Raw genomic sequence first — 25,666 nt, forward strand, 5'->3', positions numbered from 1 at the left:
CCCCGGTCAGTGACCGCTGTCGCGCGCCATCATCCATGAGGCGACACCGGTGATCTTGGCGTCGATCACGAGCGGACGTCGCACCGAGTCGTCCTCGAGCCACGTCGCGACCTCGTCCAGATCGGCCAGGCTGGTCACCGTCATGGCGTCGCACCCGTAGCCGCGCGCGATGGCGGCGATGTCGGTGTCGGGGAACCGGATCAGACCCATCCGGGGGACCTCGTCCGGGAACAGGTGCACCTCGGCGCCGTAGGCGGAGTCGTTGAACACGATGATCACCATCCGCATCCCCAGGCGCACCGCGGTCTCCAGCTCCACCGACGTCATGAGGAACGCGCCGTCGCCGGTGCCGAGCACGGGCAGGCGCTCGGGCTGGGAGCAGCCGATGCCGATCGCGCTGGCCAGGCCGAGACCGATCGACTGGAACGCCAGGGGGATGCTGTAGCCGCGCACGTCGGGCACCCGGAGGTGCGCGCCCGCGTAGCAGTTGACGTTGCCCCCGTCGGTGATGACGAGCCGCTCCAGAGGCAGCATCCGATCGAGGGCATTGATCGCCTCGGCGGGATCGACCCGGCCGTCGACCCGCTCAGGGTCGACGGGCTGATCCGACCAGTACCGCGCGGCGGCGACGCGCTCGCGGACCTCGGGAGTGCGATACCGGGTGCGCGGCGCGCCGGTGCGGCGAACGTCGGCCGTCACCGCCTCCGCCACCGCCGCGGCATCCCCGATCACCCCGAGGGCGACCGGGCGGTGGGCGCCGATCGCCTCCGCGCGGTCGTCCACCTGGACGATGGCCGCGTGCCGCGTGAGGTCGCCGCCGCGCGTGGTCCAGTCGTTCAGCGCCACGCCGAAGGCCAGGAGGAGGTCCGCGTCGCGGATGAGGTCGGCCGCACCCTCGGTGGCGAAACCGCCCATGATGTCCAGGGCCCACTCGTCGCCCACGAACAGCCCGCGTCCGGCGGCGGAGGTGACCAGGAGGGCACCGGTCGCCTCCGCGAGGGCCCGGAGCGGCTCGCGAGCACCGTGCGCGCCGCGCCCGGCGACCACGACGGGTCGCTCGGAGTGCGACAGCATCCGCACCATCGCGGCGACCGATTCCGGCGACGGCCCCGCCGGCGTGGGGGCGGCCACCGGTTCGGGCGCCGCCGGATCGGGGGCATCTTCGTCCTGGAGGTCGATCGGCATCGACAGTACGACCGTGGCGCGCTCGTACAGCGCGACGCGGTAGGCGCGCGCGGCATCGGCGGTCGCGGTGCGTGCGGAGTGGATGCGCATCGGGATCGCCCCCACGGCGGCCGCGGCGGCATCCTGGTCGATGAAGAAGTTCGAGCGGACATCGCCCGCGGCGGTATCGCCGGAGAGCACGAGGACCGGCGTGTGCGCCTTGGCCGACTCGGCGATGCCGGTCAGCGCGTTCGTGAGGCCGCAGCCCTGGTGCACCGACAGCACCGAGACCTGTCCGGTCGCGCGGGAGTACGCGTCCGCCATGCAGGCGGCGCCCATCTCGTGCCGCGCGCCGACGTAGGGCACCCCGCCGTCCACCAGGGCGTTCGTCACCCGGAGGTTGCCGCTTCCCACCACGCCGAAGGCGTACGCCACCCCCAGCTCCGCCAGCGTCCGGCCCACCGCGTCCGCCACACTCAACCGCTCACTCATGGTTCTTCTCCGATCTCTTGAGTCCGATGTGCGACGGCACGCGAAGAGCCGTCTCCACCCGCACCATCTCCGCCGTGACCTCCGCGGGGGACGCGGCGCCCAGCAGCGCGAGCGTCCGTCGCAGTCCCGCCTCGACGATGCCCAGCGCGTGGTCCACGCCGGCCTCGCCGCCGGCGGCCAATCCGTACAGGTAGGCGCGGCCCACCAGCGCCGCGTCGGCTCCGAGGGCGAGCGCCGCCGCGACGTGCGCGCCGGATCGGATGCCGCCGTCCACGGCCACGAACATCTCCGGCCCGACCGCGCGGCGGATCGCCGGCAGCGCCTCGATCGGGGCGATCGCGCCCTCCAGCTGCCGCCCGCCGTGATTGGACACCACGAGGCCGTCCACCCCGTGCGCGCGCAGGGCCACGGCGTCCTCGGGCGAGAGCACGCCCTTCACCACGATCGGGCCGTCCCACAGACCCCGGAGCCACTCCAGGTCGCGGAAGGTCACCGCCGGGTCCAGGAGAGCGTTGGTCTGCGCGACGAAATCCGTGCGCGCGGCGCCGCCGGTGGCGAAGTCGATCGGCTCGGTGGTCAGGACGCGCCACACCCATCGCGGATGCCGCGCGAAGCCCACCGCCGTGCGCAGGGGGACACTCGGCGGGAACTGCAGCCCCGCTCGCACGTCGCGCAGTCGCTCTCCCGCCACCGGCACGTCGACGGTGAGCATCAGCACCCGGAAACCGGCCCGGCGGGCCCGCTCGATGATGGCGCGCGCGGCGTCTCGATCGCGCCACAGGTAGAGCTGGAACCAGCGATCCAGCGACGGCGCCGCCCGGGCGATCGCCTCCGGCGCGGTCGAGGCCATGGTGGACAGCGCCGCCGGGATCCCGTGCGCGGCCGCCACGCGCGCCACCGCAGCCTCGCCCTCCGGGTGGAAGACGCGCGTGAGCCCGACCGGGCCGAGGATCAGGGGCGAGTCCGCCCGCCGCCCCAGCATGTCGACGCTCGTGTCGACGGTGCTGACGTCGCGCAGGATGCGGGAGACGAGCCGCACCCCGGCGAAGGCGTCCCCGTTGCGTCGCGCGGCCACCTCGTCGCCGGCGCCGCCGTCGAGGTAGTCGAAGACCGGCCCGGGAAGGCGCCGTCGAGCCCGCTCGCGCAGCTCGGCGACGTCCACCGCGGAGCGCACGGACCGGCGCGGCAGCCCGCCGCGCAGCCGCACCATCCGCACGGCGTGGGCGATCGACGCCCGCCAGGTCCCGGTCATCGGCTTCCTGCCACCACGACCCGCAGCGCGTCGGTGAGCGCTTCCAGCGCCGGCACGGGCACGCCGGCAGCCCGGGCCCGCTCGATGACGGCGCCCGGGATCGATTCGACCTCGGCCGCGCGGCCGGCTGCGACGTCCTGCAGCATCGATGCGCGATGCTCCCCGTGCACGGTGAGGGCGTGCTGGGTGGCGGCGTGGATGCGTGCGGCGTCCACGCCCACGCCGTGGGCGTGGGCCACGGCGACGACCTCGTCGACGACGCGGGCGATGAGGCGCCGCCCCGGCGGGATGTCCATCCCGGCGTTGGCCGCCCCGGTGAGGGCGGCCAGAACGTTGAGAGCGGTGTTGAAGGCGACCTTCTCCCACACGGCCGCGTCGATGTCGGAAGTGGCCCGCGCGTCGAATCCGGCGGAGGCCAGGACGGCGGCGACCGGGTCCACCGCCGCCGCCCCGGCGGCGTGGAACGCGCCGAGCTCCAGATGCCCTCCGCCCAGCGAGCGCACCCCGGTGAGGCCCTCCGCGTCCGCGGGCAGGGCGGCCACCCCCGTGACGATCCGGTCGGCGGGGAAGACCTCCGCGATGGTCTCCGGGTTGCCCAGCCCGTTCTGCAGCGTCAGCACGCGGGCGCCGGTGCCGGCGAAGCGGGCGATGGAGGCGACGGCGGGGCGCGTGTGCATGCCCTTGGTGAAGATGATGTACAGATCCGCCGCGCCGCTGAGGTCCTCGGCGCGGCACGCCGGCACCGGGACCTCGCGCACGCCCGCGTCGTCCTCCAGGCGGACGCCGCGCTCCGACAGCGCCCGCAGCAGATCCGCATCCACGTCCACGAGCGTCACGGCCGTTCCCGTCTCGGTCAGGCGGGCGGCGAACAGGCGACCCATCGCGCCGGCACCCGCGACGACGACGGATGCGACGCTCCCCGCACCCGACGCCGTCCCCGGCGCGGGCGCGCCCCGGTCACCTGGCGACATCCGGCGTGCCGTAGACGTGGAACTCGGGTGGGATGGGTGCCCCCCACCCCGGCTTGGTCGCCCATTCCTCCGCCGTCCACACGTACGGTTCGCGGTCGGGGGCGAAGACGAGGTAGCCGCCGTTGGCGACCTCGATGCGGTTGCCGCCGGGTTCGCGCGTGTAGAGGTAGAACCCCTGGATCGCGGTGTGGCGCGACGGGCCCGCCTCGATGTGGATGCGCGCATCGGCGAAGATCTCCGCGGCGCGCAGCACCTCCTCGCGGGTGTCGACGAGGTAGGCGAAGTGGTGCAGCCGCGCCGACCCGCTGGTGCGCTCCTGGGTGTAGATGAGTTCGTGCCCCTGGATGGTCGCGCTCATCCACGCGCCCGCCTCGGCCCCATCGGGCAGCTGGATGATCTCGTACGTCCGCAGCCCGAAGCCCTGCTCCCAGAACCGGCGGTTGGCGCGCACGTCGCGGGCCAGCAGGTTGAGATGATCGACGTGCCGCACGCTCGCGCCCCGGCCGGCGTAGGCCTGGAAGTTCACCGGGATGACGGGGCGCTTGCCCTCAGGGGCGACATAGCCCTCGGTGTCGAAGTAGAGCCGGAAGACGTGCCCGTCCGGGTCGGCGAACTCGTACTCGCGGCCGTCGCCCAGATCCTGCGGCACCCACGCCCCGCCGTGCCCGTTCTCCTCCAGCCACGCGACGCGCCGCTCGAGGGCGTCGGCGCTCGCGGTCCGCCAGGAGGCGTACTCCAGACCGGCCTGCTCGGAGGGGGTGAGCTTCAGACTCCACCGCTCGTAATCCCCGAAGGCCCGCAGGTAGTGCGACCCGTCGCGCTCCTCGACCTCGTCCATCCCGAGCAGGTCGACGAAGTACGCCAGCGTCTCCTCGAGCGTGGGGGTCAGCAGTGCATGGTGGCCCAGGTGGGCGAGTTCATGGCGGGGCGAGTCGGGCACGCGGCACTCCTTCAGGACGGATGGGGGATCGCTGCCGCGGGGGCGAGCGCGGGATCGCGGAACACGGGCGTGATGATCCGCTCGGCGATGCGCCATCCCAGCGCGGTGCGGCGGTAGAGGTCGGAGAAATCGGCCACCATGAACACCGGGACGCCCGGGGGAGGCGGGTCGTCGTTGCTAGCGAAGGTGTGCCAGCTCGAGCGGCCTCTCACCTCGTCGCCTCCGGCGGGTTCGAGCAGCAGGTTGCCGAGCCCGTGGCGCGTCGTACGCGCCCCCGTCCGCGCACGGAAGGAGGCGATGACCGCCTCGGCGTCGTGGAATTCCCGCCCGATGCTGATGTAGTGCACGTCCTCGGCCAGGATCGTGCGCAGCGCATCGAAGTCGTGCAGGTCCAGCGCCCACGCGAAGCGCGCGTTGAGGTCACCGATCGAGGCCCGCGCCTCGGCGTCCAGCGGCGTCATCGCCGCTGGACGGGGTTCGACAGTGTGCCGATCCCCTGGATCGAGACCTCGATGACCCCGCCCAGGCGGGCCAGGTCGACGTTCTGCACCGCGCCGCCGCGCGCGGAGCGCTTCAGGGCCGTGCCCATCGCGATGACATCGCCGGCCTCGAGGGTCAGGTACTCCGAGGCGAAGGAGATGACCTCGGCGACGGAGAATCGCAGGTTGGCCGTGTTGTCGTCGGTGACGAGGGCGCCGTCATGGGTGCACGTGATCCGCAGGGCGTGCGGATCCGGGATCTCATCGCGCGTGCTCACCCACGGGCCGAGCGGTCCGAAGGTGTCGGAGCCCTTGTATCGCGCCGGATAGCTCACCCAGCTGTCGACGTACCGGATGCCGTCGGCGCTGTCGGGGTCGGGGTGGATCGCGCGGTAGTGGAAGGTGTCGGCGTCCCGCATGGTCGGGGAGGTCAGGTCGTTGATGATCGTGTAGCCGAACACGTGCGCGAGGGCATCCTCGACGGCGATGTCGGCCCCACCTCGCCCGATCACGACCGCGAGCTCGGGTTCGGGGTGCACCCGCCCGTACGCCTCCTTGACCACGATCGGTCGGCCGTGCCCGACGAGCGAGGAGGACGGCTTCACGAACATCGCCGGCGTGGACGGACCGCGCATGATCCGGTCGGGATTGGCGCTGTTGTTCAGCGCGACGCACAGCACCTTCCCGGGGCGGCGCACCGGCGGCAGCCACGACAGCGATGCGACGGGCCGGACGTCGCCGGATGCCAGCGCGGCGGCCGCTGCGGCGCGCCACTGGGCCTCGGGGACTGCGAGCATGACGTCCAGGTCGGGGTACGGCATCGCCGCCGCCTCTTCCGGCGAGGCCTGGACGACCACCGTCGTGGCGGCGCCGTCCTCGATCGTCCCGAATCTCATCGGGCGGTCAGACGGTGATCACTTTGGTGCCGGCCACGGCCTTGAGGCCGTGCACGCCGAACTCCAGTCCGTATCCCGACCCCTTCGTCCCGCCGAAGGGCACCACGGGATTGATCGTGCCGTGCTGGTTGATCCAGACGGTGCCGCTCTGGATCCGCTCGGCGATGAGCCGCGCCTGCTCCGGGTCGCCCCACACCGATGCGCCCAGGGCCTGATCGGAGGCGTTGGCGCGCGCGATGACGTCGTCGAGGTCGGTGTAGCGCACGATCGGGAGGACCGGCCCGAACTGCTCCTCAGAGACCAGCAGGGCGTCGTCGTCGATGTCGGCGACGATCGTCGCGCGGTAGAAGTGGGCGCCGAGGTCGGGCGCCGCCTCTCCTCCCGTGACGATGCGCGCCCCGCGGTCACGCGCGTCCTCGACGAGGCCCGACACGATGTCGAACTGCTGCCGGGTGGAGAGCGGGCCCAGCGCGCTGCGCTCGTCCATGCCCGGCCCCAGCGGTGCCGCCTCGGCCAGGCGGGCGAGCTCGTCGACGACCTCGTCGTAGAGGGAGTCGTGCACGTAGAGGCGCTTGAGGGCGGCGCAGGTCTGACCGGAGTTGATGAACGCTCCCCAGAAGAGCTTCTCGCCGAGGGCCTTCACATCCGCCCCCGGCAGGACGATGCCCGCGTCGTTCCCGCCGAGCTCGAGGGTCAGGCGCGCGAGGTTGTGCGCGGAGCTCTTGACGATCTCCCGCCCGGTGCGCGTGGACCCGGTGAACATGATCTTGTCGATGCCGGGATGGGCGGCGATCGCCGCGCCCACCTCGCGGTCGCCGGGCACCACGGTGAGGACGCCGGGAGGAAGCTGCCGGTTCATCAGCTCCGCCACCGCCATCACGCTGAGCGGCGTGTACTCGCTCGGCTTGGCCACCACGGCGTTGCCCATCCGCAGCGACGGCGCGATCTGCCAGATCGCGATGAGCGCCGGCCAGTTCCACGGGCTGATCGCGCCGACGACCCCCAGCGGCACGTAGTGCAGCTCGCTCCGAGTGCCCTCGCCCTCGAAGATCACCTCTGGTTCCAGCGGCAGGTCGGCGGCGGCGCGGATCCAGGCGGCGCAGCCGGCGGCTTCGAAGCGGGCGCCGAGGCCGTTGAGGGGCTTGCCCTGCTCTTTCGCGATGATCTGCGCGAGCTCCTCGGCGTGTGCGTCGATCTCGTCGGCGGACGCGTGCAGGAGCCGGCTGCGCTCCGCGTGGCCGAGGGCCGCCCACGCGGGCTGCGCCGCCCGCGCGGTCGCGACGGCGTCGTCGAGGTCGGCTCGGGTGCGCGCCGCGACGTAGCCGATGGGCTCGCCGGTGGCCGCATCCGGCACCGCGCGACCCTCCTGCGCCGTCACCGAGATGTCTTCCAGCAGTGTCGTCATGATGGCTCCTTTCTGCGTGTCGCCTCGGCTTCGCCGTCGAGGACGTCGCCGATGCCGCGCGCGTCGAACACCTCGCGGAGCACGCGCACCCCCAGCACCGCGGCGGGGATGCCGCAGTACAGCAGCCCCTGCAGCACGATCTCGCGCAGTGCGACCGGTGAGACGCCGTTCTCCAGGGCGCCTTCGGTGTGCACGCGCAGTTCGTGCTCCTTCCCGCTGGCCAGGAGCATCGCGAACGTCACCTCGCTGCGGGCGGCGAGGGAGAGCCCCGGCCGCTGCCACACGTCGCCGAAGGTGAAGCGGGTGACGAAGTCCTCGAGTTTGTCGTTGAGGTCGGTCGTCGTGTCGACGCGGCCCTCGGCGCCCTGGGGGCCGAACATCGCGCGGCGCTGCCGGATGCCGATGTCGTACAGTTCGTCGCGGATGACCACCGTGTCGCCTCCTGGTCGGTTCAGGTCGTCTCATCCGAGAGCGAGAAGGCACCGTCGGACCACTCGAGTCTCGTCCGCGGGGGCTGCGGCCGCTGGTCGCGCGGTGCACGCGACTGCCGCATCGGCGCAGGATCGATCAGTCGCCCAGGCGCGCCATCCGCAGCTCGCGCGGGGTGATGCCGTAGGTCGCCCGGAACACCTTGCTGAAGTGGCTGGCGTCGGGGAAGCCCCAGCGCTGGGCGATCTCGAGGATCGACAGCGACGCCTGGGCGGGATCGCTCAGCGCCATGCGGCAGTGTTCCAGTCGCCGCGAGCGGATGTAGCCCGAGACGGTGAGGTCCTCTCCCCGGAAGAGGTATTGCAGCTGCCGGACGGACATGTAGTGGGCCTTGGCCACCTCGACGGCGTTGAGGTCGGGTTCGTGCAGGTGCGCGTCGATGTACAGCTTGAGCCGGCGCATCTCGACCTGGCGCGTCTGGCCCCAGTGGTCCTGGTCCTCGGACAGCTGCGCGTAGACCAGGGCGGTCAGCAGGTCCAGTGAGCTGTGCAGGATCCGCATCCCGGCGACCCCGTCCAGGGTGTCGAGGTTCTCGGAGAGGTGACGCATGAACGGCGAGATCAGCGCCCCCACTCCGGAGTCGCCGGACAGCCGCACCGCGGTGATGCGGCGGATGAGGGACTCCGGGACGTCGAACGCGTCCTGCGGGAACGCCATCACGAGGCAGTGCACGTCGCCGCTGAATTCCAGCGTGTACGGCCTGCTGGTGTCGTAGATCGCCAGGTCGCCCGGGCGCAGGACGCTCTGCCGCCCGTCCTGGGCGACGAGCCCCGTGCCCTCCACCTGCAGGGTGATCTTGTAGTGCTTGGGGTCGTCGGGGGAGATCAGCGCGGGGGTGCGCAGCACCCGATGCGCGCTCGCCGCGATCTCGCTCAGGCACGTGCCCTCCACGATGCGCCAGCGGATGCTGCCGGTGAAACCGGGGCCGCCGATCACGTGCAGCGGCACGAAGCGGCTGCCCGCGACCTCCCGCCATTCGCCGATGGATCGCGCGGTCGCCGTCTCGACGCCGGTGTACTCGGTGGTGGAAGCGCGCGCCATTGTGTTCTCCCCGCAAGACGAAAGAGGGCCCACGCGTTCCTGAGCAGGCTCGCCGATGAGCACCTCGAGGGGGAGCATAACTCCGCCCGGCCGACGGCCGCCAGCATTCGTGCCCGAGCCGATGCGATTCGCCCGGCACCGCCGGATGCCGGTAGACAGGTGCGATGGACTCGGTGGGGGGCGCCAGGCCGCGGCGGCTGGATGTGCGCACGTGGTCGCGCCGCCGCCGGTTCGCCGTCCTCGCCCTCCTGGGCGTGCTCGTGGCCGGCGGACCGCTCGGCACCGACATGTACACGCCGGGGCTGCCGCAGGTGATCGACGACCTCGGCACCGAGACGGGCCTGGTCCAGCTCACCCTCATGGCGTACAACGTCGGCCTGGGGGTCGGGCAGTTCGCGTGGGGACCCATCAGCGACCGCGTCGGGCGCCGGGGGCCCGTCATCCTCGGCTCGGTCGGATTCGCCGTCGCGGCGCTCCTGTGCTCCTTCGCACCGAACATCGGCGTGCTCCTGGCCGGTCGCGTCCTGATGGGCTTCGCCGGGGCGGCCGGCATCGTGGTGGGCCGGGCGATCGCGCGCGATCTGTACTCCGGCGCCGAGCTCACGCGCGTCTTCGGCATCCTCGCCGTCGTCTTCGGCATCGCTCCGGTGATCGGCCCCCTCGTCGGCGGGTTCGTGCTCAGCGTCGGCAGCTGGCGCTCGACGTTCCTCCTGCTCATGACGATCGGCGTGCTGCTCGCCGTCGCCAGCGCCGTCGGCATCCCCGAGACGCTGCGGCCTGAACTGCGCGTGCGCGGCGCGTCGACCGAGAGACGGGAGGCGTGGATCGCCCCGTTGCGCAACCGGCAGTTCGTCACGAGCGTCCTGATCCTCGTGGGCGCGTCGACCTCGATGATCCTCTATCTCAGCTCCGTGCCGATCGTGCTCCAGCGCGAGCGCGGTATGGACGTCGTGGGGTACTCGATGCTGTTCGCGTTCAACGCGGTCGGTGTCCTCCTGGGAGCGCAGGTGGGCCCATGGCTCAGTCGCCGCCTCGGCGGCATCCGGGTGCTCGTTCTGGCCCTCCTGCTGAACCTCGCCGCCGCCCTCACGGTGGCGTTCAGCTCGGCGCTGCGCAGCCCCCTGTGGGTGCTGGATGCGGGCATGTGGTTCACGGTCTTCGCGGCCGGCATCTGCATGCCGCTCGCGATCGGGCTGGCTCTGCAGCCGTTCGCGAAAGGCGCCGGAACCGCCGCCGCGATCGCCGGCGGCTCGCAACTCGCGCTCGGTTCGGTCGTTCCCGCGATCGTCGTGAGCGTCGTGGAGACCTCCGGCGTGGTCCTCGGCATCGCCCAGGCCGCGGCGACGATCGTGACCCTGGGACTGGTCGGAGTCGCGGCGATGTCGGCGCGCCGGGCGCCGCGCACACGGGACGCTGGGGACTCGGAGCCGGATCTCACCGAGCCCGCGTAGGGTGTGGCGCCGACCAGGCTGACAGCTGCGGCGCTCTATGCGCGGGGCGGTGGCGGCTCCCGGCCGCCTTCCCGAACTCCTCAAGACCGGCCTGGAAGCACCGCGGATCCAGCCCTGGGTGTCGGTTCTGCCCCGGTCTTGAGGAGTTCGGGAAGCGGTGGTGGGAGGGCAGCGGCCGAGATGCGCCGCACGCCATCCGATGCGCTCATCCCAGGTCCGAGCCCGCGCCTGGGGTCGGATTCGGCTGTGGTCTGCCTCTCCGCATTCCCGAACTCCTCGGAACTCTGCCGTCGCAGCCCGATTCCGGCCGGGAGCGGCCGCCTCCGGACCGGTCTTGAGGAGTTCGGGAAGCACCGGGGCCTGGATGCAGCAGGGCCGGGAAGCAGCAGTGCCGGCCGTCAGCCTCCGGTCGCTGCGCGCAGGGCGTCGGCCGAGCGCTGCAGTCGGCGGGCGATCGCGGCCGTGTCGTCGACCTCGCCGACGTAGATGACCGCCAGCGCGACGGGGCGTCCGCCCCGCAGCCGCACGGGAACGGCGACCGCGCGGACGGTGGGGATCACCTCGTCCGAGCTGACGCCGTAGCCGCGCTCGCGGATGGCCGCAACCTCGGCGACGAGCGCGGGGGTCGGGGGGACGGGCCACTCGCCCTCCGGCAGCATCGACAGGAGCGCCTTGCCGGTCGCGCCGGCGGACAGGGGATGGTGGGCACCGGGGCGCTGCGCCATCGAGGCCACCGCCGTCTGCGGCTCCACCGAGGTCAGGGTGACGCACTCGCTGCCGTCGATGACGCCCACGAACGCGGTCATGCGCAGCTCGTTGGCGACCGCGGTCAGTTCGGGGAGGGCGCCGGACACCAGGTCGCGCGACACCCCCGCCGCCAGCGCCGACAGCCGCACCCCGAGGGCGACACGTCCGGTGTCGTCGCGCTCGACGAGGCCGTGCTCCTCGAGCGTGCGGATCAGCCGGTACGCGATCGACCGGTGGACGGCGATCTCGCGGGCGATCTCGTCCGTCGTCAGCGCCCCGGGCGCTTCGGCCAGCGCCTCCAGGATGCGCACGCCGCGGCTCAGGGTCTGCGACGGCGGGGCGGGAGGGGAGGCGGGCATGACGATCCTTCCGTTGGGGCGGGGTGTACGCCGTGCACCGGCCGCGGTATCCTGACGTGATCCATAATCGAATCACGTATTCGATAATCGAACAAGCCCCTCGAGGTGCGACCTCGACGACGCTGTCAGGGAAGGAATCGACGACGATGCAGTTCCACCATCACGGGTACGTCTCGGGAGACCCGCGCGTCCTGCCGGCGGCCGGGACCGGCCTGAACCGGCCCGACGACCTCCCCGACGTCACCGACGTGCTCATCGTCGGCTCCGGCCCTGCGGGGATGCTGCTGGCCGCGCAGCTGTCGATGTTCCCCTCGATCACCACGCGACTGGTGGAGCGGCGCCCGGGGCGTCTGGAGATCGGCCAGGCCGACGGCATCCAGGCCCGCAGCGTGGAGACCTTCCAGGCCTTCGGATTCGCCGAGCGGATCGTGGCCGAGGCGTATTGGCTGACCGCGATGAACTTCTGGGCGCCCGATCCGCGGGATCCCGCCCGCATCGTGCGCGGCCAGCGCACGAAGGACGATGCGCACGGCATCAGCGAGTTCAAGCACCTCATCGTCAACCAGGCGCGCGTGCTGGACTACTTCGCCGAGTACGCCGCTCACGGACCGGCGCGCGTGCGTCCGGATTACGGATGGGAGTTCGTCGGGCTCGAGGTCGGCGAGGGCGAGTATCCCGTCGCCGTGACGCTGCGCGGGACGGCCGGGTCGCAGGACGGTGTCGAACGCGTCGTCCACGCGAAGTACGTCGTCGGATGCGACGGAGCCCGCAGCCGCGTGCGCGAGGCGATCGGGCGCAAGCACGTGGGGGCCCAGGCGCTGCACGCGTGGGGCGTCATGGACGTGCTGGCAGAGACGGACTTCCCCGACATCCGCACGAAGTGCGCGATCCAGTCCTCCAGCGACGGCAGCATCCTGCTGATCCCCCGGGAGGGCGGGCACCTCTTCCGCATGTACGTCGACCTCGGCGAAGTGCCCGAGGACGACAACGGCGCGGTGCGCAAGACCTCGTTCGAGCAGATCGTCGCGAAGGCGAACCGCATCATGAGCCCGTACACGCTCGAGGTGCGCGACGTCGCGTGGCACAGCGTGTACGAGGTCGGCCACCGCGTCACCGACAGGTTCGACGACGTGCCGGCCGAGCTCACCGGGCAGCGCGACCCGCGCGTGTTCATCTGCGGCGACGCGTGCCACACCCACAGCGCCAAGGCCGGGCAGGGCATGAACGTGTCGATGCAGGACGGGTTCAACCTCGGCTGGAAGCTCGCACAGGTGCTCGAGGGCCGGAGCCCCGCATCGCTGCTGAGCACCTACTCCGGCGAGCGTCAGGTGATCGCGCAGAACCTCATCGACTTCGACCGCGAGTGGTCGTCGATGATGGCCCGCAAGCCGGAGGAGTTCGAAAGCCCCGACGCGCTGGCGAAGTTCTACGTCGACACCGCGGAGTTCCCCGCCGGGTTCATGACGCAGTACGAGCCCTCGATCCTCGTCGGCACCGGCGAGCACCAGGAGCTCGCGACCGGCTTCCCGATCGGCAAGCGCTTCCGATCCGCCCGCGCGATGCGCATCTCCGACGCGAACCCCGTGCACTTGGGCCACCACCATCGCGCCGACGGACGGTGGCGCCTGTACGCGTTCGCCGACGCCTCGCCGGCGGGGGAGCCCTCGGCCCTGGCCGAGTGGGCGCAGTGGCTCGCGACGTCGCCGGAGTCCCCGGTGGCGCGGTTCACGCCTGCCGGCGCGGACATCGACAGCGTCTTCGACGTCAAGGTCGTCTACCAGCAGCCCCTCGACGGCGTCGAGCTCGACCGCGTCCCGCGTATCTTCCTGCCGAAGGTCGGCCCGTTCGCGGTGACCGACTACGAGAAGGTCTACGGCATCGACCCCGACGCCGGCGACATCTTCGAGGAGCGCGGCATCGATCGTGGCGGATGCGTCGTGGTCGTCCGCCCCGACCAGTACGTCGCGCACGTGCTGCCCCTGACGGCGACGGAAGAGCTTGCGCGCTTCTTCGCCGGCAACATGCTCGCGCAGGACCGGGCGCCGGCACCCGCGGCGGTGTAGCTCGCGGCGCCTGCGTGCCCGCCGTCGAGGACGCGAGATGTCCGCGACGGCGGGCACACTGGCACCATGGCCGCCCTCGACCTTCTCGCCCACCGGCTCCGCGCGCACCGGCTCGCGGCGCCCGCCGCCTCGCCGGTGGACGCGGCGCGGCACATGCTGGCCGTGCAGGCGCAGGAGTTCTGGGGCGGCCGCTGGGCGCTCGCCGTCCGCAGTCGCGGGGCGGTCACGCTGGGCGAGGTCGACGCGGCGTTCGAGCGGGGCGAGCTGGTCCGGGCCTGGCCTCTGCGCGGGACGCTGCACATCCTGCCCGCGGAGGACCTGGCGTGGATGCTGTCCCTCACCGGCGAGCGGCAGTTCCGCCAGGCCGCCCCGCGCCACCGCGAGCTGGCGCTGGATGCGGACGACTTCGCCCGTGCGGAAGCGCTCACGCGCGCGGCGCTGGCCGGGGGCTCCCGCCTCACGCGCGCGGAGTTCCTCGCGATGCTCGCCGCCGGCGGCATCGACCCCGCGGGGCAGCGGGGCATCCATGTGCTGCACGTGCTCGCGCTGCGCGGCGTGATCGTGTGGGGACCCGTGGTGTCCCGGGAGGGCGGACCCTCACGCGAGCAGTACCTCGTGCTCGCTGAGGACTGGATCCGAGACCCGTACCTCCCGGCCGATCCGCTCGCGGAGCTGGCAGCGCGTTTCGTCGCGGCGCACGCTCCGGCCGGCGCGCGAGACCTGGCGTGGTGGGCGGGCCTGCCGCTGGGGACGGCGCGGCAGGCGATGGCGGCGGCGGGGGAGCGCGTCGTCGCGGTCGAGGACGGAACCGACCCGCTCCATGTCGCCGCCCACGCCCCGCCGCGGCGCGCCGCATCCGCGCCCCCCGTCCTCGCCCTGCCGCCGTTCGAGGAGTACTACATCTCCTACGCCGACCGCACCCGGGCCTGCGCGCCGGAGTTCCTCGCCGCGGTGGGCCCGGCCAAGAACGGCATCGTGCGTCCGATCCTCGTCGACCGCGGGCGGGTGGTCGGGGTGTGGACGCATTCCCTCGCGGTGGACCGTCATGCGGAGCATCCCGAGCCGGAGCTGTTCGCCGACGCGGATGCCGCGGAGGTGGCTGCTGCGCTGGAGCGGTACGCGGCGTTCGTGGGGCGCCCGGGCTGAGGGATCATCAACGACCTCGTCCACCACTTCGCCGACGACGCGTACGACGAGGCGGCCGACGCCAGGGAGGCGCTCGGGCCGGGGGCGCAGTGGATCCCGCCGACGCGGCGGACATCCGCACGCGCACCTCGACGCGCAAGGATCCCGACGCCGTCGTGCAGTTCGTCAGCGGCAGTGCGCTGGACCCGGAGCTGTGCACGCCCGGGCACCGCATGAGCGCCGCGGCGTGGGCCTTCGACGACAGCCCCGACGTGTACGCGGTCACGGAGGCGTACGTGTGCGGGGAGTGGACGGCCGTCGCCACCGACGACGGCTGGTTCGCCTGGACGCCGAACTCGGCCGCCGAGAGGCAGGCCGCCGGCGCCGCCGGCTGACCGCGCCGTCAGCTCCCGGCGTGGCGCTCCAGGAACGCGAACACCTCGGTGTCGTCGACGCCCGGGAAATCGCCACGGGGGAGGGGGGAGAACATGTGCCGGTGCACTCGGGCGCTCGGCCACGCCTTCCCCGCCCAGCGCGCCGCGACGTCGGCGGGCGGGCGGCGGCAGCACGACTCCTCGGGGCAGCGCGACTCGGCGCGCTCCTGCGTCTCACGCCCTCGGAACCACTTGGCGTCGTCGAAGGGCACACCCACGGTGATGGAGAAATCCCCCTCCGAGGTGGAGCCGGTCTGGGTCGAGCACCAGAAGGTGCCGGCGGGGGTGTCGGTGTACTGGTAGTGCTCGGTGGTGCGGTTCTGCTCCGAGAAGGCGCGTCGTGCCGAGAACCGGCGGCACGCCACCTGTCCCTCCACGGAACCGGTCACATCCACCGGCAGCGGCAGGTCGTCGTTCTCATACACGCGGGAGATCGCGCCCGATCCGTCCACGCGCAGGAAGTGCAGGCGGATGCCGAGGTGCTCGGTGGCGAGGTTGGTCAGGCGCATGCCGGCGGCCTCGTGGGTGACCCCGAACGCGTCGCGGAAGTCTTCGACGGCGAGGTTGCGGTCTTTCTTGGCCTGCCGCAGGAACGCGACCGACGTCGTCTCGGGCATGAGGCAGCACGCGGCGTAGTAGTTGATCTCCAGTCGTTGCTGCAGGAAATCGGCGTAGTCGTTCGGGCGCTCGTGCCCGAGCAGGCGGTGGGCCATCGCCTGCAGCGCCATCGAGCGGAGGCCGTGGCCGCCGGGGATGGAGGCGGGCGGCAGGTAGATGCGGCCGTTCTCCAGGTCGGTCACCGAGCGCGCCGAGTGGGGCAGGTCGTTGACGTAGATGAGCTCGAACCCCAGCTGCTCGGCCATGATGCTCACCGTGCGGTGGGTGAGGGCGCCGGTGACGTGGCCGGCGGCCTTCAGCTGCTTCTCGGCGAGCCGTTCGATGTCGGGGAGGTAGTTGCCCCGCTCGCGCATCCGCAGGCGCTGCTCGGTGTTGGCGCGCCGCGCCTCCTCGGGCGTGGCGATCGCCTCCCGCTCGCGCCGCTGCAGCTCACGGTGCAGGCCGAGGATCGATTCGAGCGTCTCGTCGCTGACGCCCTTGGTCACCTTGACGGGCGGGATGCCCAGCTGCCGGAACACCGAGCCGGCCTGCGCGCGTTCGAGCTCGATCTCCAAGGCGGCGCGGCGGTTCGGTGGCTCGGCCGAGAGCAGGTCGGCGACCTCTGTGCCCGTCGCGCGGGCGATCTCCTGCAGGAGGGAGAGTTTGGGCTCGCGTTTGCCGTTCTCGATGAGGCTCAGCTGGCTGCCCGCGACGCCGGTCAGGGCACCCAGTTCGTCCAGGGTGTAGCCCGCCGCCAGCCGGTGGTGCCGGATGCGGTGGCCGAGCGTCGCGAGTTCGATCGCAGCAGGAGGCATTCCTTGAGCCTAGCGAAAGAATCGGAAGTTTTGACGCGCAGATGTGTGGAAAGACCGGGTGATCTCGCGCCAGAGTGGAGGAAGCCTCCCGTTCTGAACGCCGACCAAGGAGCACCGATGGCTCTCGCCGACATCCCCACCCGCCGCCCCGCCCGCATCGCCACCCCCGAGGCGCCGATGCGCCGATTCGGCGCGCGGCCCGACGTGCGCGGCCCGGGCATGGAGGCCCTGGCCGCATGGGTCGATGAGATCGCCGCGCTGACCCAGCCTGACAGCATCCACTGGGTCGACGGCTCCCGCGCCGAGAACGATGCGCTCCTGCGTCAGCTCGTGGACGAGGGAACGCTGCTCAAGCTCAATCCGGAGTGGCGTCCGGGGTCGTACCTGGCGCGCTCGCACCCCGGCGACGTGGCTCGCCTGGAGTCGCGGACCTTCATCGCCTCCGAGCTGGAGGAGGACGCCGGGCCCACCAACAACTGGATCGCCCCGAGCGAGATCCGCACGACCCTGGACGGCGTCTTCGCCGGGTCGATGCGTGGCCGCACGATGTACGTCGTGCCCTTCTCGATGGGCGCCGTGGGCGGACCGCTGTCGCACCTGGGCGTCCAGATCACCGACAGCGCCTACGCGGTCACCTCGATCGGCATCATGACGCGCGTGGGCACCGAGGCGCTGCAGCGCATCGCCGACGGCGACCCGTGGGTCAGGACCGTCCACTCGGTGGGGGCGCCCCTGGCACCGGGGCAGACGGATGCGGCGTGGCCGTGCAACGACGAGAAGTACATCGTGCACTTCCCCGACACCCTCGAGGTGTGGTCGTTCGGCTCCGGCTACGGCGGCAACGCCATCCTGGCGAAGAAGTGCTTCGCGCTGCGCATCGCCTCGGTCATCGGCCGCGACGAGGGGTGGCTCGCCGAGCACATGCTCCTCATCCGCGTGATCGATCCTGCCGGCCGCGCGTACCACGTCGCGGCCGCGTTCCCCTCGGCGTGCGGCAAGACCAACCTCGCCATGCTCCGCCCCACGATCCCCGGCTGGCGCGTGGAGACCCTCGGCGACGACATCGCGTGGATCCGCCCCGGCGAGGACGGGCGCCTGTGGGCCATCAACCCCGAGGCCGGCTTCTTCGGCGTGGCCCCCGGGACGGGGGAGTCCACCAACGTCGCGGCGGTGGAGACGATGTGGGGCAACACCATCTTCACCAACGTCGCGCTGCGCCCCGACGGCGATGTGTGGTGGGAGGGTCTGACCGATGACGCCCCGCCGCACCTGACCGACTGGGAGGGGAACCCCTGGACGCCGGAGTCCGGCCGCCCCGCCGCGCACCCCAACTCCCGCTTCACCGTCGCGGCGGCCCAGTGCCCGCAGATCGCCGCCGACTGGGACGCGCCCCAGGGTGTGCCGCTGGATGTCATCCTGTTCGGCGGGCGCCGCGCCACCAACGTCCCGCTCGTGGTGGAGGCCACCGACTGGACGCACGGGGTGTTCCTGGGCTCCACGATCTCGTCGGAGAAGACCGCCGCCGCCGAGGGGACCGTCGGGGAGCTGCGCCGCGATCCCTTCGCCATGCTGCCGTTCTGCGGCTACAACATGGCGGACTACTTCGCCCACTGGCTGAAGGTCGGCCAGCAGCTGCGGTTCGACCGTGCGCCGCGCATTTTCCAGGTCAACTGGTTCCGCAAGGGCGCCGACGGCCGGTTCCTGTGGCCGGGCTTCGGTGAGAACGCCCGTGTGATCGACTGGATCATCCGCCGCATCGAGGGTCAGGCCGGGGCGGTGGAGACGCCCATCGGCCGCATCCCGCGCGCCGAGGACCTCAACCTCGACGGCATCGATGTGCCCGAGGCCGACCTGCAGGAGCTGTTCGCCGTCGACACCGACTCGTGGCTGCAGGAGGCCGACCTGACCGAGGAGTTCTACGCGACCTTCGGCGGCCGCATCCCCGCCGCCCTCAACGCGGAGCTGGCCTCCCTGCGCTACCGCCTGAAGCAGACCCGCGCCTGACGCCCCTGCCGCCCCCTGCCCGCTCGAAACACCACATCCCGGCCGAGACACCACGCGACGCGTGGTGTCTCGGCCGGGATGTGATGTCTCACGCCGCGGCGTTCAGACGAGCAGCTGGTGGCGGGCGAGCTCGCGATACAGGGGCGTGGATGCGACGAGCTCCGAGTGCGTGCCCTGGCCCACGACGCGGCCGTGGTCGAGCACCACGATGAGGTCGCTGTCGACGACCGTGGACAGGCGGTGGGCGATCACCAGGAGCGTGCGGCCCGCCGCGACGGCGTCGATGGCCTCCCGCATCCGCTGCTCGTTCACGCCGTCCAGGGACGACGTGGACTCATCCAGCAGCAGGATCGGGGGAGCGGCCAGGAGTGCGCGCGCGATCGCGAGACGCTGACGCTCGCCGCCCGAGAGCATGACGCCGGCCTCGCCCACGGGGGCGTGCAGGCCCAGCGGATCGCGCTCGAGCACGTCGCCGAGGTTCACCGCACGCAGCACGCGCTCGCAGTCGGCATCCGTCGCCTCGGGGGAGGCCAGGCGCAGGTTGTCGGCGATCGTGCCGGCGAGGGTCGGGGCGTCCTGCTCGACGTACCCGAAGCGCGCGCGGAGCGTGTCGCGGTCCAGGCGCCGGGCGTCGACGCCGTCGATGAGGATCGCGCCGCCGGTGGGATCGTAGAACCGCTCGATGAGGGAGAGCACGGTGCTCTTGCCCGCTCCCGAGGGCCCGACCAGCGCGACCCTGGCACCCCGCGGCACGTCGAAGGACACCCCGCGCAGCACGTCGCGGTCGGCCTCGTCCTCCGCTGCGGCGACCTCGTCCGCCGCCCGTTCGAGGTGCGCACCCTCCAGCACCGCGCGCGCCTCCTTGGCGGCGGCCTCGCGCGCCTGCACGACGTGCTCGGGGTAGCGGAAGCGCACGTCGCGGAACGCGATGGCGGGGGCTCCCGGATCGGACGCGGCCGTGGCATCCGGCTGGTCGGACGCGGTCTCGGTGGGCAGCTCGAGGATCTCCTGGATGCGGCCGAGGGCGCCGAGGGCCTGGCTGACCGAGGTGATCGCCCCGAACGTCGAGCCCAGCGGCGCGATCAGCATGAACAGGAACATGATGAAGGTCACCAGGCTCGCGATCTCGATCGCGCCGGAGGCCACGCGGAATCCGCCGACGCCCAGCACGACCAGCAGCGACACCTGCAGCGCGACGCTCGCGATGGGCACCACGAGCGCGGAGACCTTCGCGATCCGCACGCCCACGGCGTACGCCTCGCCGGCCAGGCCCGTGACCGATTCGGTCTCGCGTTCGGTCGCTCCGGAGGCGCGCACCGTGCGGATCGATCCCACCGCGCGCTCCACGGCGGAGGCGAGCTCGCCGACCTTCACTTGCTGCTCGGTGGAGGCGGTGCGGATCCGCCCGCTCAGGAGCACCACCACCAGCACCGACACACCGATCACCAGGACGATGAGCGCGAGGAGGACGATGTCGATGACCGCCATCGCGATGAGCGCGCCCACGAAGATGAGGACGTTGCCCACGGCATCGGCGAGACCCTGGGTGAGCACGGCGTACAGAAGCGTCGTGTCGGTGCCCACGCGCGAGACGAGGTCGCCGGTGCGGCGCGCGTCGAACTCGCTGATCGGCAGGTGCAGGATGCGGGCGATCAGGCGGCGCCGGCTCGAATAGACCACCGCGGTGCCGGTGCGCTGCAGGAGGTAGTGCTGGTAGCCGGAGATGACGGAGGCGGCCACGACGAAACCGACGAGGATCCAGATGAGGCTCCCGAGGTCCGAGCCGTCCTGCACCCGCGAGATCACTTCGCCCACCAGCAGCGGCTGGGCGAGGGTGGCGACGGCGCCGAGGACGCTGAGGACGGCCACGACGACGAGCACGCGCTTGTGCTCGAAGATGAACGGCAGCAGCTGGCCGAGGGTGGCGCGCGGGCCTTCGGGCTGGGCGCGACGCCCGCGGCGCGCGCGGGCGGGGGATGAGGTCGACATGGGTTTCCTCGATCGGGTGGGGGTCACTTTCGACCGTACTTCTTGTGCACGGCCTGCTTGCTCACGCCGAGGGCTCCGGCGATGGCTTGCCAGGAGAATCCCTGGTTGCGAGCGCGACGGACCTGCACCTCTTCGGCGCGGGCGAGCTCTCGGCGCACCTCGGCGAGGCGCCGCAGTTCGCGGATCGGCTCGGGTTCGGGCATCGCCCCGATGGCGGTCCGGATGCCGTCTCCGCTCATGAGCGCTCCTCTCGTCGTTGGTCAACAATAGTTGACGCGGGACGGGAGGTCAACATACGTTGACGTGTGCGGATGTCTCGTGCGGATGTCGGAGCGCGTGGCTAGGGTGGTCCGGTGCCAGAACCGGTGATCCATGCCCGCGACCTCGTGAAGGCCTACCGGACGAAGGGCAAGCCCGACTTCCTCGCCGTCGACGGGCTGTCCTTCGACGTCGCCCCCGGAGAGTCCTTCGGACTTCTCGGACCCAACGGCGCGGGCAAGTCCACGACCATGAAGATGATCGGCGCCGTGTCCACCCGCACAGGCGGAGACCTCAGCATCCTGGGCCTGGACCCCGACGCGTACGGTCCGGAGATCCGCTCGCGCCTGGGCGTCGTGCCGCAGCAGGACAACCTCGACGGCGAGCTCAACGCCCGCGAGAACCTCTACATCTACGGGCGCTATTTCGGCTTGCCCGGCAAGGTGTGCGCGCAGAAGGCCGACGAGCTGCTCGCCTTCGCGGCGCTGGAGGACAAGGCCAAGAGCAAGGTGGATCAGCTCTCCGGCGGCATGAAGCGGCGCCTCACGATCGCCCGCGGCCTCATCAACGACCCGCGCATCCTGCTGCTGGACGAGCCGACGACGGGTCTGGATCCGCAGGCGCGCCACGTGCTGTGGGACCGCCTGTTCCGCCTCAAGGAGCGCGGCACGACGCTCGTACTGACGACGCACTACATGGATGAGGCCGAGCAGCTGTGCGATCGGATCATCGTGGTGGACAAGGGCCGCATCATGGCCGAGGGCACTCCGGCCTCCCTCATCCGCGAGCACTCCAGCCGGGAGGTGCTCGAGGTGCGCTTCGGATCCGACCGCAACGAGCAGGTCGCCGCGCAGGTGCAGGGGATCGGCGACCGCGTGGAGGTGCTGCCCGACCGGGTGCTCGTCTACGCCGGCGACGGCGAAGCCGCCCTCGAACGCATCACCGGGCTGGGCCTGCAGCCGATCACCTCGCTGGTGCGCCGCTCGAGCCTGGAGGACGTCTTCCTGCGCCTGACCGGAAGGTCGCTGATCGAATGAGCGACGCGACCCGCACCCACCCCTCGCTGGACGAGCTGCGCGCCGAGGCGCTGGAGTGGGGGCGCAAGCCGCGCGCGCGCGGATCGTGGTACGTCACCGAGCACATGGTGCGCGCGATGCGGGCCTACGGCTGGACGATCGTCGTGGGCGCACTCGGGCAGCCGATCCTGTATCTGCTGGGACTCGGGCTGGGGCTTGCCGCCCTCATCCAGACCGACATCGACGACGGCGGTCGGGCGGTGCCCTACCTCGTCTTCATCGCGCCCGCCCTGCTCATGACGGCCGCGATCTCGGTCGCCTCCGAGGAGTTCACCTACCCGGTCATGGCGGGGTTCAAGTGGCGCAGGTACTTCTACGGCTTCAACGCCTCCCCGCTGTCGTCGCCGCAGATCGCCAACGGCGTCATCCTCGGCGCGACGGCCCGCATGTTCATCGCCGTCGCCGCGTACTACCTGTTCATCTGGGTGTTCGGCGCCGTGCCCGATCCTTCTCTCGGCTGGATCGCGATCCCGGTGGGCGTGCTCGCGGGCGTGAGCTTTGGCATCCCGCTGATGGCGTACGCGGCATCCATCGAAGACGACAAGGGCCAGTTCGCCCTCGTGCAGCGGTTCATCTTCATGCCGATGTTCCTGTTCTCGGGCACCTTCTACCCGCTGGAGACGCTGCCGGGGTGGCTGCAGTGGATCGGGTGGATCTCGCCGCTGTGGCATGCGTCCGAGCTGGGCCGGATGCTCACGTACGGTCCGGTGGACGGGGCGGCCGCCGGCGTCCACCTGGCGTATCTGCTGGTGCTCGCGGCGGTGGGCTACCTGCTCGGCCGGCGCATCTTCGAACGGAGGCTGGCGAAGTGACCCTCGCCGCCGCATCCGACACCACCCGCCGCCGCGGCGGCGTGCGGGCGCTGTGGGCGGGGAATCCGCAGGCCGTCGTGCAGCGCGGACTCCTCGCCGCGCGCTCGTCGAGCTGGATCGTCGTGCTGTCGGGATTCTTCGAACCGGTCTTCTTCCTCGCCTCGATGGGTATCGGGCTCGGTTCCCTCGTCGGCGACGTGCAGACCTCCGCCGGCCTGGACGTCCCCTACGCCGCCTTCATCGCACCCGCGCTGCTGGCGGTGTCGGCGATGAACGGGGCGATCTACGACTCGACGTGGAACGTCTTCTTCAAGCTCAACTACGGCCGGCTCTACGAGGGGATGCTGTCGACCTCGCTGGGTCCGCTGGATGTCGCGCTCGGTGAGATCCTGTACGCCCTGCTGCGTGGGCTGCTGTACGCCACCGGCTTCATGATCATCATGCAGGTGCTCGGGCTGAACCTGGCGCCCACCGCGATCCTCGCCCTGCCGGCCGTGCTGCTGATCGCCTTCGGGTTCGCCAGCGTCGGCATGGCGATCACGAGCTACATGAAGACGTTCCAGCACATGGACTGGATCAACTTCGTCCTGCTGCCGATGTTCCTGTTCTCGGCCACCTTCTACCCGATCACGGTGTACCCCGAGCCCGTGCAGGTGATCGTGCAGGCGCTCCCGCTGTGGCACGGGGTCGAGCTCATCCGGGGGCTGACGACCGGGGCGCTGAGCGCCGGCATGCTGTGGCACGTGCTGTACTACGTCGTCATGATCGGCATCGGCCTGGTCTTCACGACCAAGCGGCTGCGCGCCCTCTTCCTGGACTGACGCCCGGCCGGCCGGCCGCGGCGGCGGCGGCGGTGGCGTTGGGCCCGGGGCGCGTCGGCGGCGGCGGAGGCTGTGACGCGTGGGTGTTTCGGTGTGCCCTGCGTTTCCGAACTCCTCAAAACCGCGGGCTCGCGCGGCTCCGAGGGCCCGAACCGGCGGTATCGGCGCCGGATTTGAGGAGTTCGGGCGAGTGGGTGGCGGCCGGGTTCCGACGGCGAGGTGGGCGGCGGGTGGCTGCGCCGGGGGTGAAGCCGCAGACGGATCCGCGGAGCGGAGGCCTGCGCCGCGTTCCGGACTGGTCGGCCGTAGGTCCTCCGGCCTCCCGAACTCCTCAAGAACGCGGACGAATGGGCCGAAACCGGCCCAGATCGGCGCCGTCCGGCGTGGTCTTGAGGAGTTCGGGAAGCTGGTGGCCGCGACAGGACAGCGGCGGCGGCGCGGCGGGGTGGCAGCGGCAGGACCCCGGGGCGGCGGGCGGATGCCGCGGAGCGAGGCCCCGCGGCATCCGCCCGCGCACGTCAGAGCGAGCCGGTGGCGCCCAGACCGATGTTCTCGTCGTAGTCGACGTCCTTCGTCTCCTTGGAGAGCACGAGCGCGATGAACGTCAGGATCGCCGAACCCGTCAGATACAGCCCGACCAGCCACGGCTGCCCGTCGGCGGCAGCCCACAGCGCGACGGAGATCAGCGGGGCCACGGCGGCGCCGAGGATCGACGACACGTTGTACGAGATCGCCGAGCCGGTGTAGCGCACGTTGGTGGGGAACAGTTCGGGCAGCACCGCGCCCATCGGCCCGAACGTGAGCCCCATCAGCAGGAAACCGAGGACGAGGAAGGCCTGGGTCAGGGCGCCGGTGAACTGCGGATCCAGCTGCGGCATGAGGAAGACGTTGAACATCACGCCGCACACGGCGATCGCGGCGGTCACCCACAGCAGGAGCTTGCGGCGTCCGATGGCGTCGGCGACGGGGCCCGACAGCAGCGTGAAGATACCGAAGAAGACCACGCCGATGATCTGCATGATGACGAAGTCGGTGTAGCCGAACCCGAGCCCGGGGACGTAGGCCGCCGCGTCGAAGGGCTGCCCGGCCGCCTCGGCGGCCGCGCGTGCCCCCTCGGTGGTGGCCTTCGTGCCGTACGAGAGCGTGAAGCTGGTCATCAGGTAGAACAGCACGTACGTGGCGAGCATGATGAACGTGCCCAGCAGCAGCTGGCGCCAGTGCCGGCGCACGACCTCGCCGAGGGGGAACTTGCGGATGGCTCCGGTCTTCTCGGCGCGCGCGAAGGTGTCGGATTCGACGAGCTTGAGGCGCACCCACAGGCCGATGATGACCATGACGGCCGAGAACAGGAACGGCACGCGCCATCCCCATGCGAGGAACTCCTCGGATCGCTGCGCGGGACCGTCGGGGTGCGGCAGCGCGAAGTTGATCACCAGGAACACGGTGTTGGCGATGATGAACCCGATCGGGGCGCCCAGCTGCGGGAAAGTGCCGTACCACGCACGCTTGCCGCGGGGGGCGTTCTCGGTGGCCACCAGGGCGGCGCCGGACCACTCCCCGCCGAGCGCGAAGCCCTGTGCGAGGCGGAGGAACAGGAGGATGAGCGCAGCCCACCATCCGATGTCGTTGTTGGTGGGCAGCAGGCCGATCAGGAACGTCGCGATGCCCATGGTGAGGAGGGAGGCGACGAGGGTGGCTTTGCGTCCGAACCGGTCGCCGAAGTGTCCGAAGACGACCGCCCCGATGGGACGGGCGACCATCGCGGCGCCGAACACGGCGAACGACGACAGCAGCGAGGTGGTCTCGTTACCGGTGGGGAAGAAGAGGATCGGGAAGACGAGCACCGCGGCGGTGGCGTAGACGTAGAAGTCGTAGAACTCGATCGTCGTGCCGACGAGGCTCGCGGTGATGACGCGCGAGCGCGGGTTGGCCGGGGCGGGGGCGGGGGGATTGGCGGTGGTCATGGGTACCTGTCGGGGAGGCGCG

Annotated in this window: 22 protein-coding genes; 8 read left to right on the forward strand and 14 right to left on the reverse strand. The window is 71.6% G+C overall.

Going from position 1 to position 25,666, the window contains the following annotated elements:
- Positions 1-6: 6 nt before the first annotated feature.
- The 9 genes from E4K62_RS04455 to E4K62_RS04495 all read right to left on the reverse strand — a co-directional run bounded on the left by E4K62_RS04455 (position 7) and on the right by E4K62_RS04495 (position 9,129).
- Positions 7-1,656 carry a thiamine pyrophosphate-binding protein gene (locus E4K62_RS04455; RefSeq protein WP_205805880.1) on the reverse strand — a complete coding sequence of 550 codons (1,650 nt, stop codon included), beginning with the start codon at positions 1,654-1,656 and terminating at the stop codon, positions 7-9.
- Complete coding sequence (locus E4K62_RS04460) at positions 1,649-2,908, reverse strand: alpha-hydroxy acid oxidase (RefSeq protein WP_205805881.1); 1,260 nt, start codon at positions 2,906-2,908, stop codon at positions 1,649-1,651. Before E4K62_RS04460 ends, E4K62_RS04455 begins: the two co-directional genes overlap by 8 nt.
- Positions 2,905-3,879 (reverse strand): ketopantoate reductase family protein, encoded by a 975-nt coding sequence (locus E4K62_RS04465; RefSeq protein WP_135064060.1) that lies wholly within the window; start codon positions 3,877-3,879, stop codon positions 2,905-2,907. The genes E4K62_RS04460 and E4K62_RS04465 overlap by 4 nt, the downstream gene beginning before the upstream one ends.
- Positions 3,866-4,819, reverse strand: a complete 954-nt coding sequence (locus tag E4K62_RS04470; RefSeq protein ID WP_167747735.1) for a VOC family protein — start codon at positions 4,817-4,819, stop codon at positions 3,866-3,868. Before E4K62_RS04470 ends, E4K62_RS04465 begins: the two co-directional genes overlap by 14 nt.
- Before the next feature lie 11 nt (positions 4,820-4,830).
- On the reverse strand, positions 4,831-5,280 hold the full coding sequence (locus tag E4K62_RS04475; protein ID WP_135064066.1) for a nuclear transport factor 2 family protein: 450 nt from the start codon (positions 5,278-5,280) through the stop codon (positions 4,831-4,833).
- Positions 5,277-6,194, reverse strand: a complete 918-nt coding sequence (locus E4K62_RS04480) for a fumarylacetoacetate hydrolase family protein (RefSeq protein WP_135064069.1) — start codon at positions 6,192-6,194, stop codon at positions 5,277-5,279. The genes E4K62_RS04475 and E4K62_RS04480 overlap by 4 nt, the downstream gene beginning before the upstream one ends.
- A gap of 7 nt (positions 6,195-6,201) precedes the next feature.
- Positions 6,202-7,599, reverse strand: coding sequence for an aldehyde dehydrogenase family protein (locus E4K62_RS04485; RefSeq protein ID WP_135064072.1), 1,398 nt, complete (start codon positions 7,597-7,599; stop codon positions 6,202-6,204).
- A complete protein-coding gene (locus tag E4K62_RS04490) occupies positions 7,596-8,030 on the reverse strand; it encodes a carboxymuconolactone decarboxylase family protein (RefSeq protein ID WP_240742818.1) in 435 nt (144 codons plus the stop codon). Before E4K62_RS04490 ends, E4K62_RS04485 begins: the two co-directional genes overlap by 4 nt.
- 136 nt (positions 8,031-8,166) lie before the next feature.
- A complete protein-coding gene (locus E4K62_RS04495; RefSeq protein WP_167747736.1) occupies positions 8,167-9,129 on the reverse strand; it encodes an AraC-like ligand-binding domain-containing protein in 963 nt (320 codons plus the stop codon).
- Between the two features lie 164 nt (positions 9,130-9,293).
- Here E4K62_RS04495 and E4K62_RS04500 point away from each other — a divergent pair, with 164 nt between their 5' ends.
- Positions 9,294-10,580, forward strand: coding sequence for a multidrug effflux MFS transporter (locus E4K62_RS04500; protein ID WP_135064078.1), 1,287 nt, complete (start codon positions 9,294-9,296; stop codon positions 10,578-10,580).
- A 398-nt stretch (positions 10,581-10,978) separates the two neighbouring features.
- On the opposite strand, the gene E4K62_RS04505 is transcribed toward E4K62_RS04500, so the two are convergent.
- The gene (locus tag E4K62_RS04505; RefSeq protein ID WP_135064081.1) at positions 10,979-11,686 is read right to left on the reverse strand and encodes an IclR family transcriptional regulator; all 708 of its coding nucleotides are present in this window, start codon (positions 11,684-11,686) and stop codon (positions 10,979-10,981) included.
- 146 nt (positions 11,687-11,832) lie between these two features.
- Between E4K62_RS04505 and E4K62_RS04510 the strand changes: the two genes are divergently transcribed.
- From E4K62_RS04510 to E4K62_RS04520, 3 genes are all read left to right on the forward strand, one after another.
- Positions 11,833-13,749, forward strand: coding sequence for an FAD-binding monooxygenase (locus E4K62_RS04510; RefSeq protein ID WP_135064084.1), 1,917 nt, complete (start codon positions 11,833-11,835; stop codon positions 13,747-13,749).
- Between the two features lie 66 nt (positions 13,750-13,815).
- Positions 13,816-14,895 carry a winged helix DNA-binding domain-containing protein gene (locus tag E4K62_RS04515; RefSeq protein ID WP_135064086.1) on the forward strand — a complete coding sequence of 360 codons (1,080 nt, stop codon included), beginning with the start codon at positions 13,816-13,818 and terminating at the stop codon, positions 14,893-14,895.
- Positions 14,896-14,984: 89 nt separating this feature from the next.
- Positions 14,985-15,269, forward strand: a complete 285-nt coding sequence (locus tag E4K62_RS04520) for a hypothetical protein (RefSeq protein ID WP_135064089.1) — start codon at positions 14,985-14,987, stop codon at positions 15,267-15,269.
- 8 nt (positions 15,270-15,277) lie between these two features.
- Here the strand turns inward: E4K62_RS04520 and E4K62_RS04525 are convergent, their stop codons facing one another.
- Complete coding sequence (locus E4K62_RS04525; protein WP_135064092.1) at positions 15,278-16,720, reverse strand: XRE family transcriptional regulator; 1,443 nt, start codon at positions 16,718-16,720, stop codon at positions 15,278-15,280.
- 117 nt (positions 16,721-16,837) lie between these two features.
- Here E4K62_RS04525 and E4K62_RS04530 point away from each other — a divergent pair, with 117 nt between their 5' ends.
- On the forward strand, positions 16,838-18,724 hold the full coding sequence (locus tag E4K62_RS04530; RefSeq protein WP_135064095.1) for a phosphoenolpyruvate carboxykinase (GTP): 1,887 nt from the start codon (positions 16,838-16,840) through the stop codon (positions 18,722-18,724).
- Positions 18,725-18,826: 102 nt separating this feature from the next.
- Here E4K62_RS04530 and E4K62_RS04535 read toward each other — a convergent pair whose 3' ends face one another.
- The gene (locus tag E4K62_RS04535; RefSeq protein ID WP_135064098.1) at positions 18,827-20,713 is read right to left on the reverse strand and encodes an ABC transporter ATP-binding protein; all 1,887 of its coding nucleotides are present in this window, start codon (positions 20,711-20,713) and stop codon (positions 18,827-18,829) included.
- Between the two features lie 23 nt (positions 20,714-20,736).
- Entirely contained in the window at positions 20,737-20,952 is a 216-nt protein-coding gene (locus E4K62_RS04540) for an AsnC family protein (RefSeq protein ID WP_135064101.1), read from the reverse strand.
- A gap of 114 nt (positions 20,953-21,066) precedes the next feature.
- On the opposite strand from E4K62_RS04540, the gene E4K62_RS04545 reads away from it, so the two are divergent.
- From E4K62_RS04545 to E4K62_RS04555, 3 genes are read left to right on the forward strand one after another with little or no spacing between them, the layout of a single operon-like run.
- Positions 21,067-22,008, forward strand: a complete 942-nt coding sequence (locus E4K62_RS04545) for an ABC transporter ATP-binding protein (protein WP_135064104.1) — start codon at positions 21,067-21,069, stop codon at positions 22,006-22,008.
- Positions 22,005-22,859 (forward strand): ABC transporter permease, encoded by an 855-nt coding sequence (locus tag E4K62_RS04550; protein ID WP_135064107.1) that lies wholly within the window; start codon positions 22,005-22,007, stop codon positions 22,857-22,859. The genes E4K62_RS04545 and E4K62_RS04550 overlap by 4 nt, the downstream gene beginning before the upstream one ends.
- Entirely contained in the window at positions 22,856-23,680 is an 825-nt protein-coding gene (locus E4K62_RS04555; RefSeq protein WP_135064110.1) for an ABC transporter permease, read from the forward strand. The genes E4K62_RS04550 and E4K62_RS04555 overlap by 4 nt, the downstream gene beginning before the upstream one ends.
- Before the next feature lie 518 nt (positions 23,681-24,198).
- On the opposite strand, the gene E4K62_RS04560 is transcribed toward E4K62_RS04555, so the two are convergent.
- Positions 24,199-25,644, reverse strand: a complete 1,446-nt coding sequence (locus E4K62_RS04560) for an MFS transporter (protein ID WP_135064113.1) — start codon at positions 25,642-25,644, stop codon at positions 24,199-24,201.
- Positions 25,645-25,666 lie beyond the last annotated feature (22 nt).

The organism is Microbacterium wangchenii (assembly GCF_004564355.1).
GTDB classification, from domain to species: Bacteria; Actinomycetota; Actinomycetes; order Actinomycetales; family Microbacteriaceae; genus Microbacterium; species Microbacterium wangchenii.

Excerpts from the sequence above, each read along its gene's own strand:
- E4K62_RS04455 (WP_205805880.1), bottom strand. The coding sequence starts at position 1,656 with ATGAGTGAGCGGTTGAGTGTGGCGGACGCGGTGGGCCGGACGCTGGCG.
- E4K62_RS04460 (WP_205805881.1), bottom strand. The coding sequence starts at position 2,908 with ATGACCGGGACCTGGCGGGCGTCGATCGCCCACGCCGTGCGGATGGTG.
- E4K62_RS04465 (WP_135064060.1), bottom strand. The coding sequence starts at position 3,879 with ATGTCGCCAGGTGACCGGGGCGCGCCCGCGCCGGGGACGGCGTCGGGT.
- E4K62_RS04475 (WP_135064066.1), bottom strand. The coding sequence starts at position 5,280 with ATGACGCCGCTGGACGCCGAGGCGCGGGCCTCGATCGGTGACCTCAAC.
- E4K62_RS04480 (WP_135064069.1), bottom strand. The coding sequence starts at position 6,194 with ATGAGATTCGGGACGATCGAGGACGGCGCCGCCACGACGGTGGTCGTC.
- E4K62_RS04485 (WP_135064072.1), bottom strand. The coding sequence starts at position 7,599 with ATGACGACACTGCTGGAAGACATCTCGGTGACGGCGCAGGAGGGTCGC.
- E4K62_RS04495 (WP_167747736.1), bottom strand. The coding sequence starts at position 9,129 with ATGGCGCGCGCTTCCACCACCGAGTACACCGGCGTCGAGACGGCGACC.
- E4K62_RS04500 (WP_135064078.1), top strand. The coding sequence starts at position 9,294 with ATGGACTCGGTGGGGGGCGCCAGGCCGCGGCGGCTGGATGTGCGCACG.
- E4K62_RS04505 (WP_135064081.1), bottom strand. The coding sequence starts at position 11,686 with ATGCCCGCCTCCCCTCCCGCCCCGCCGTCGCAGACCCTGAGCCGCGGC.
- E4K62_RS04510 (WP_135064084.1), top strand. The coding sequence starts at position 11,833 with ATGCAGTTCCACCATCACGGGTACGTCTCGGGAGACCCGCGCGTCCTG.
- E4K62_RS04515 (WP_135064086.1), top strand. The coding sequence starts at position 13,816 with ATGGCCGCCCTCGACCTTCTCGCCCACCGGCTCCGCGCGCACCGGCTC.
- E4K62_RS04525 (WP_135064092.1), bottom strand. The coding sequence starts at position 16,720 with ATGCCTCCTGCTGCGATCGAACTCGCGACGCTCGGCCACCGCATCCGG.
- E4K62_RS04530 (WP_135064095.1), top strand. The coding sequence starts at position 16,838 with ATGGCTCTCGCCGACATCCCCACCCGCCGCCCCGCCCGCATCGCCACC.
- E4K62_RS04535 (WP_135064098.1), bottom strand. The coding sequence starts at position 20,713 with ATGTCGACCTCATCCCCCGCCCGCGCGCGCCGCGGGCGTCGCGCCCAG.
- E4K62_RS04540 (WP_135064101.1), bottom strand. The coding sequence starts at position 20,952 with ATGAGCGGAGACGGCATCCGGACCGCCATCGGGGCGATGCCCGAACCC.
- E4K62_RS04550 (WP_135064107.1), top strand. The coding sequence starts at position 22,005 with ATGAGCGACGCGACCCGCACCCACCCCTCGCTGGACGAGCTGCGCGCC.
- E4K62_RS04560 (WP_135064113.1), bottom strand. The coding sequence starts at position 25,644 with ATGACCACCGCCAATCCCCCCGCCCCCGCCCCGGCCAACCCGCGCTCG.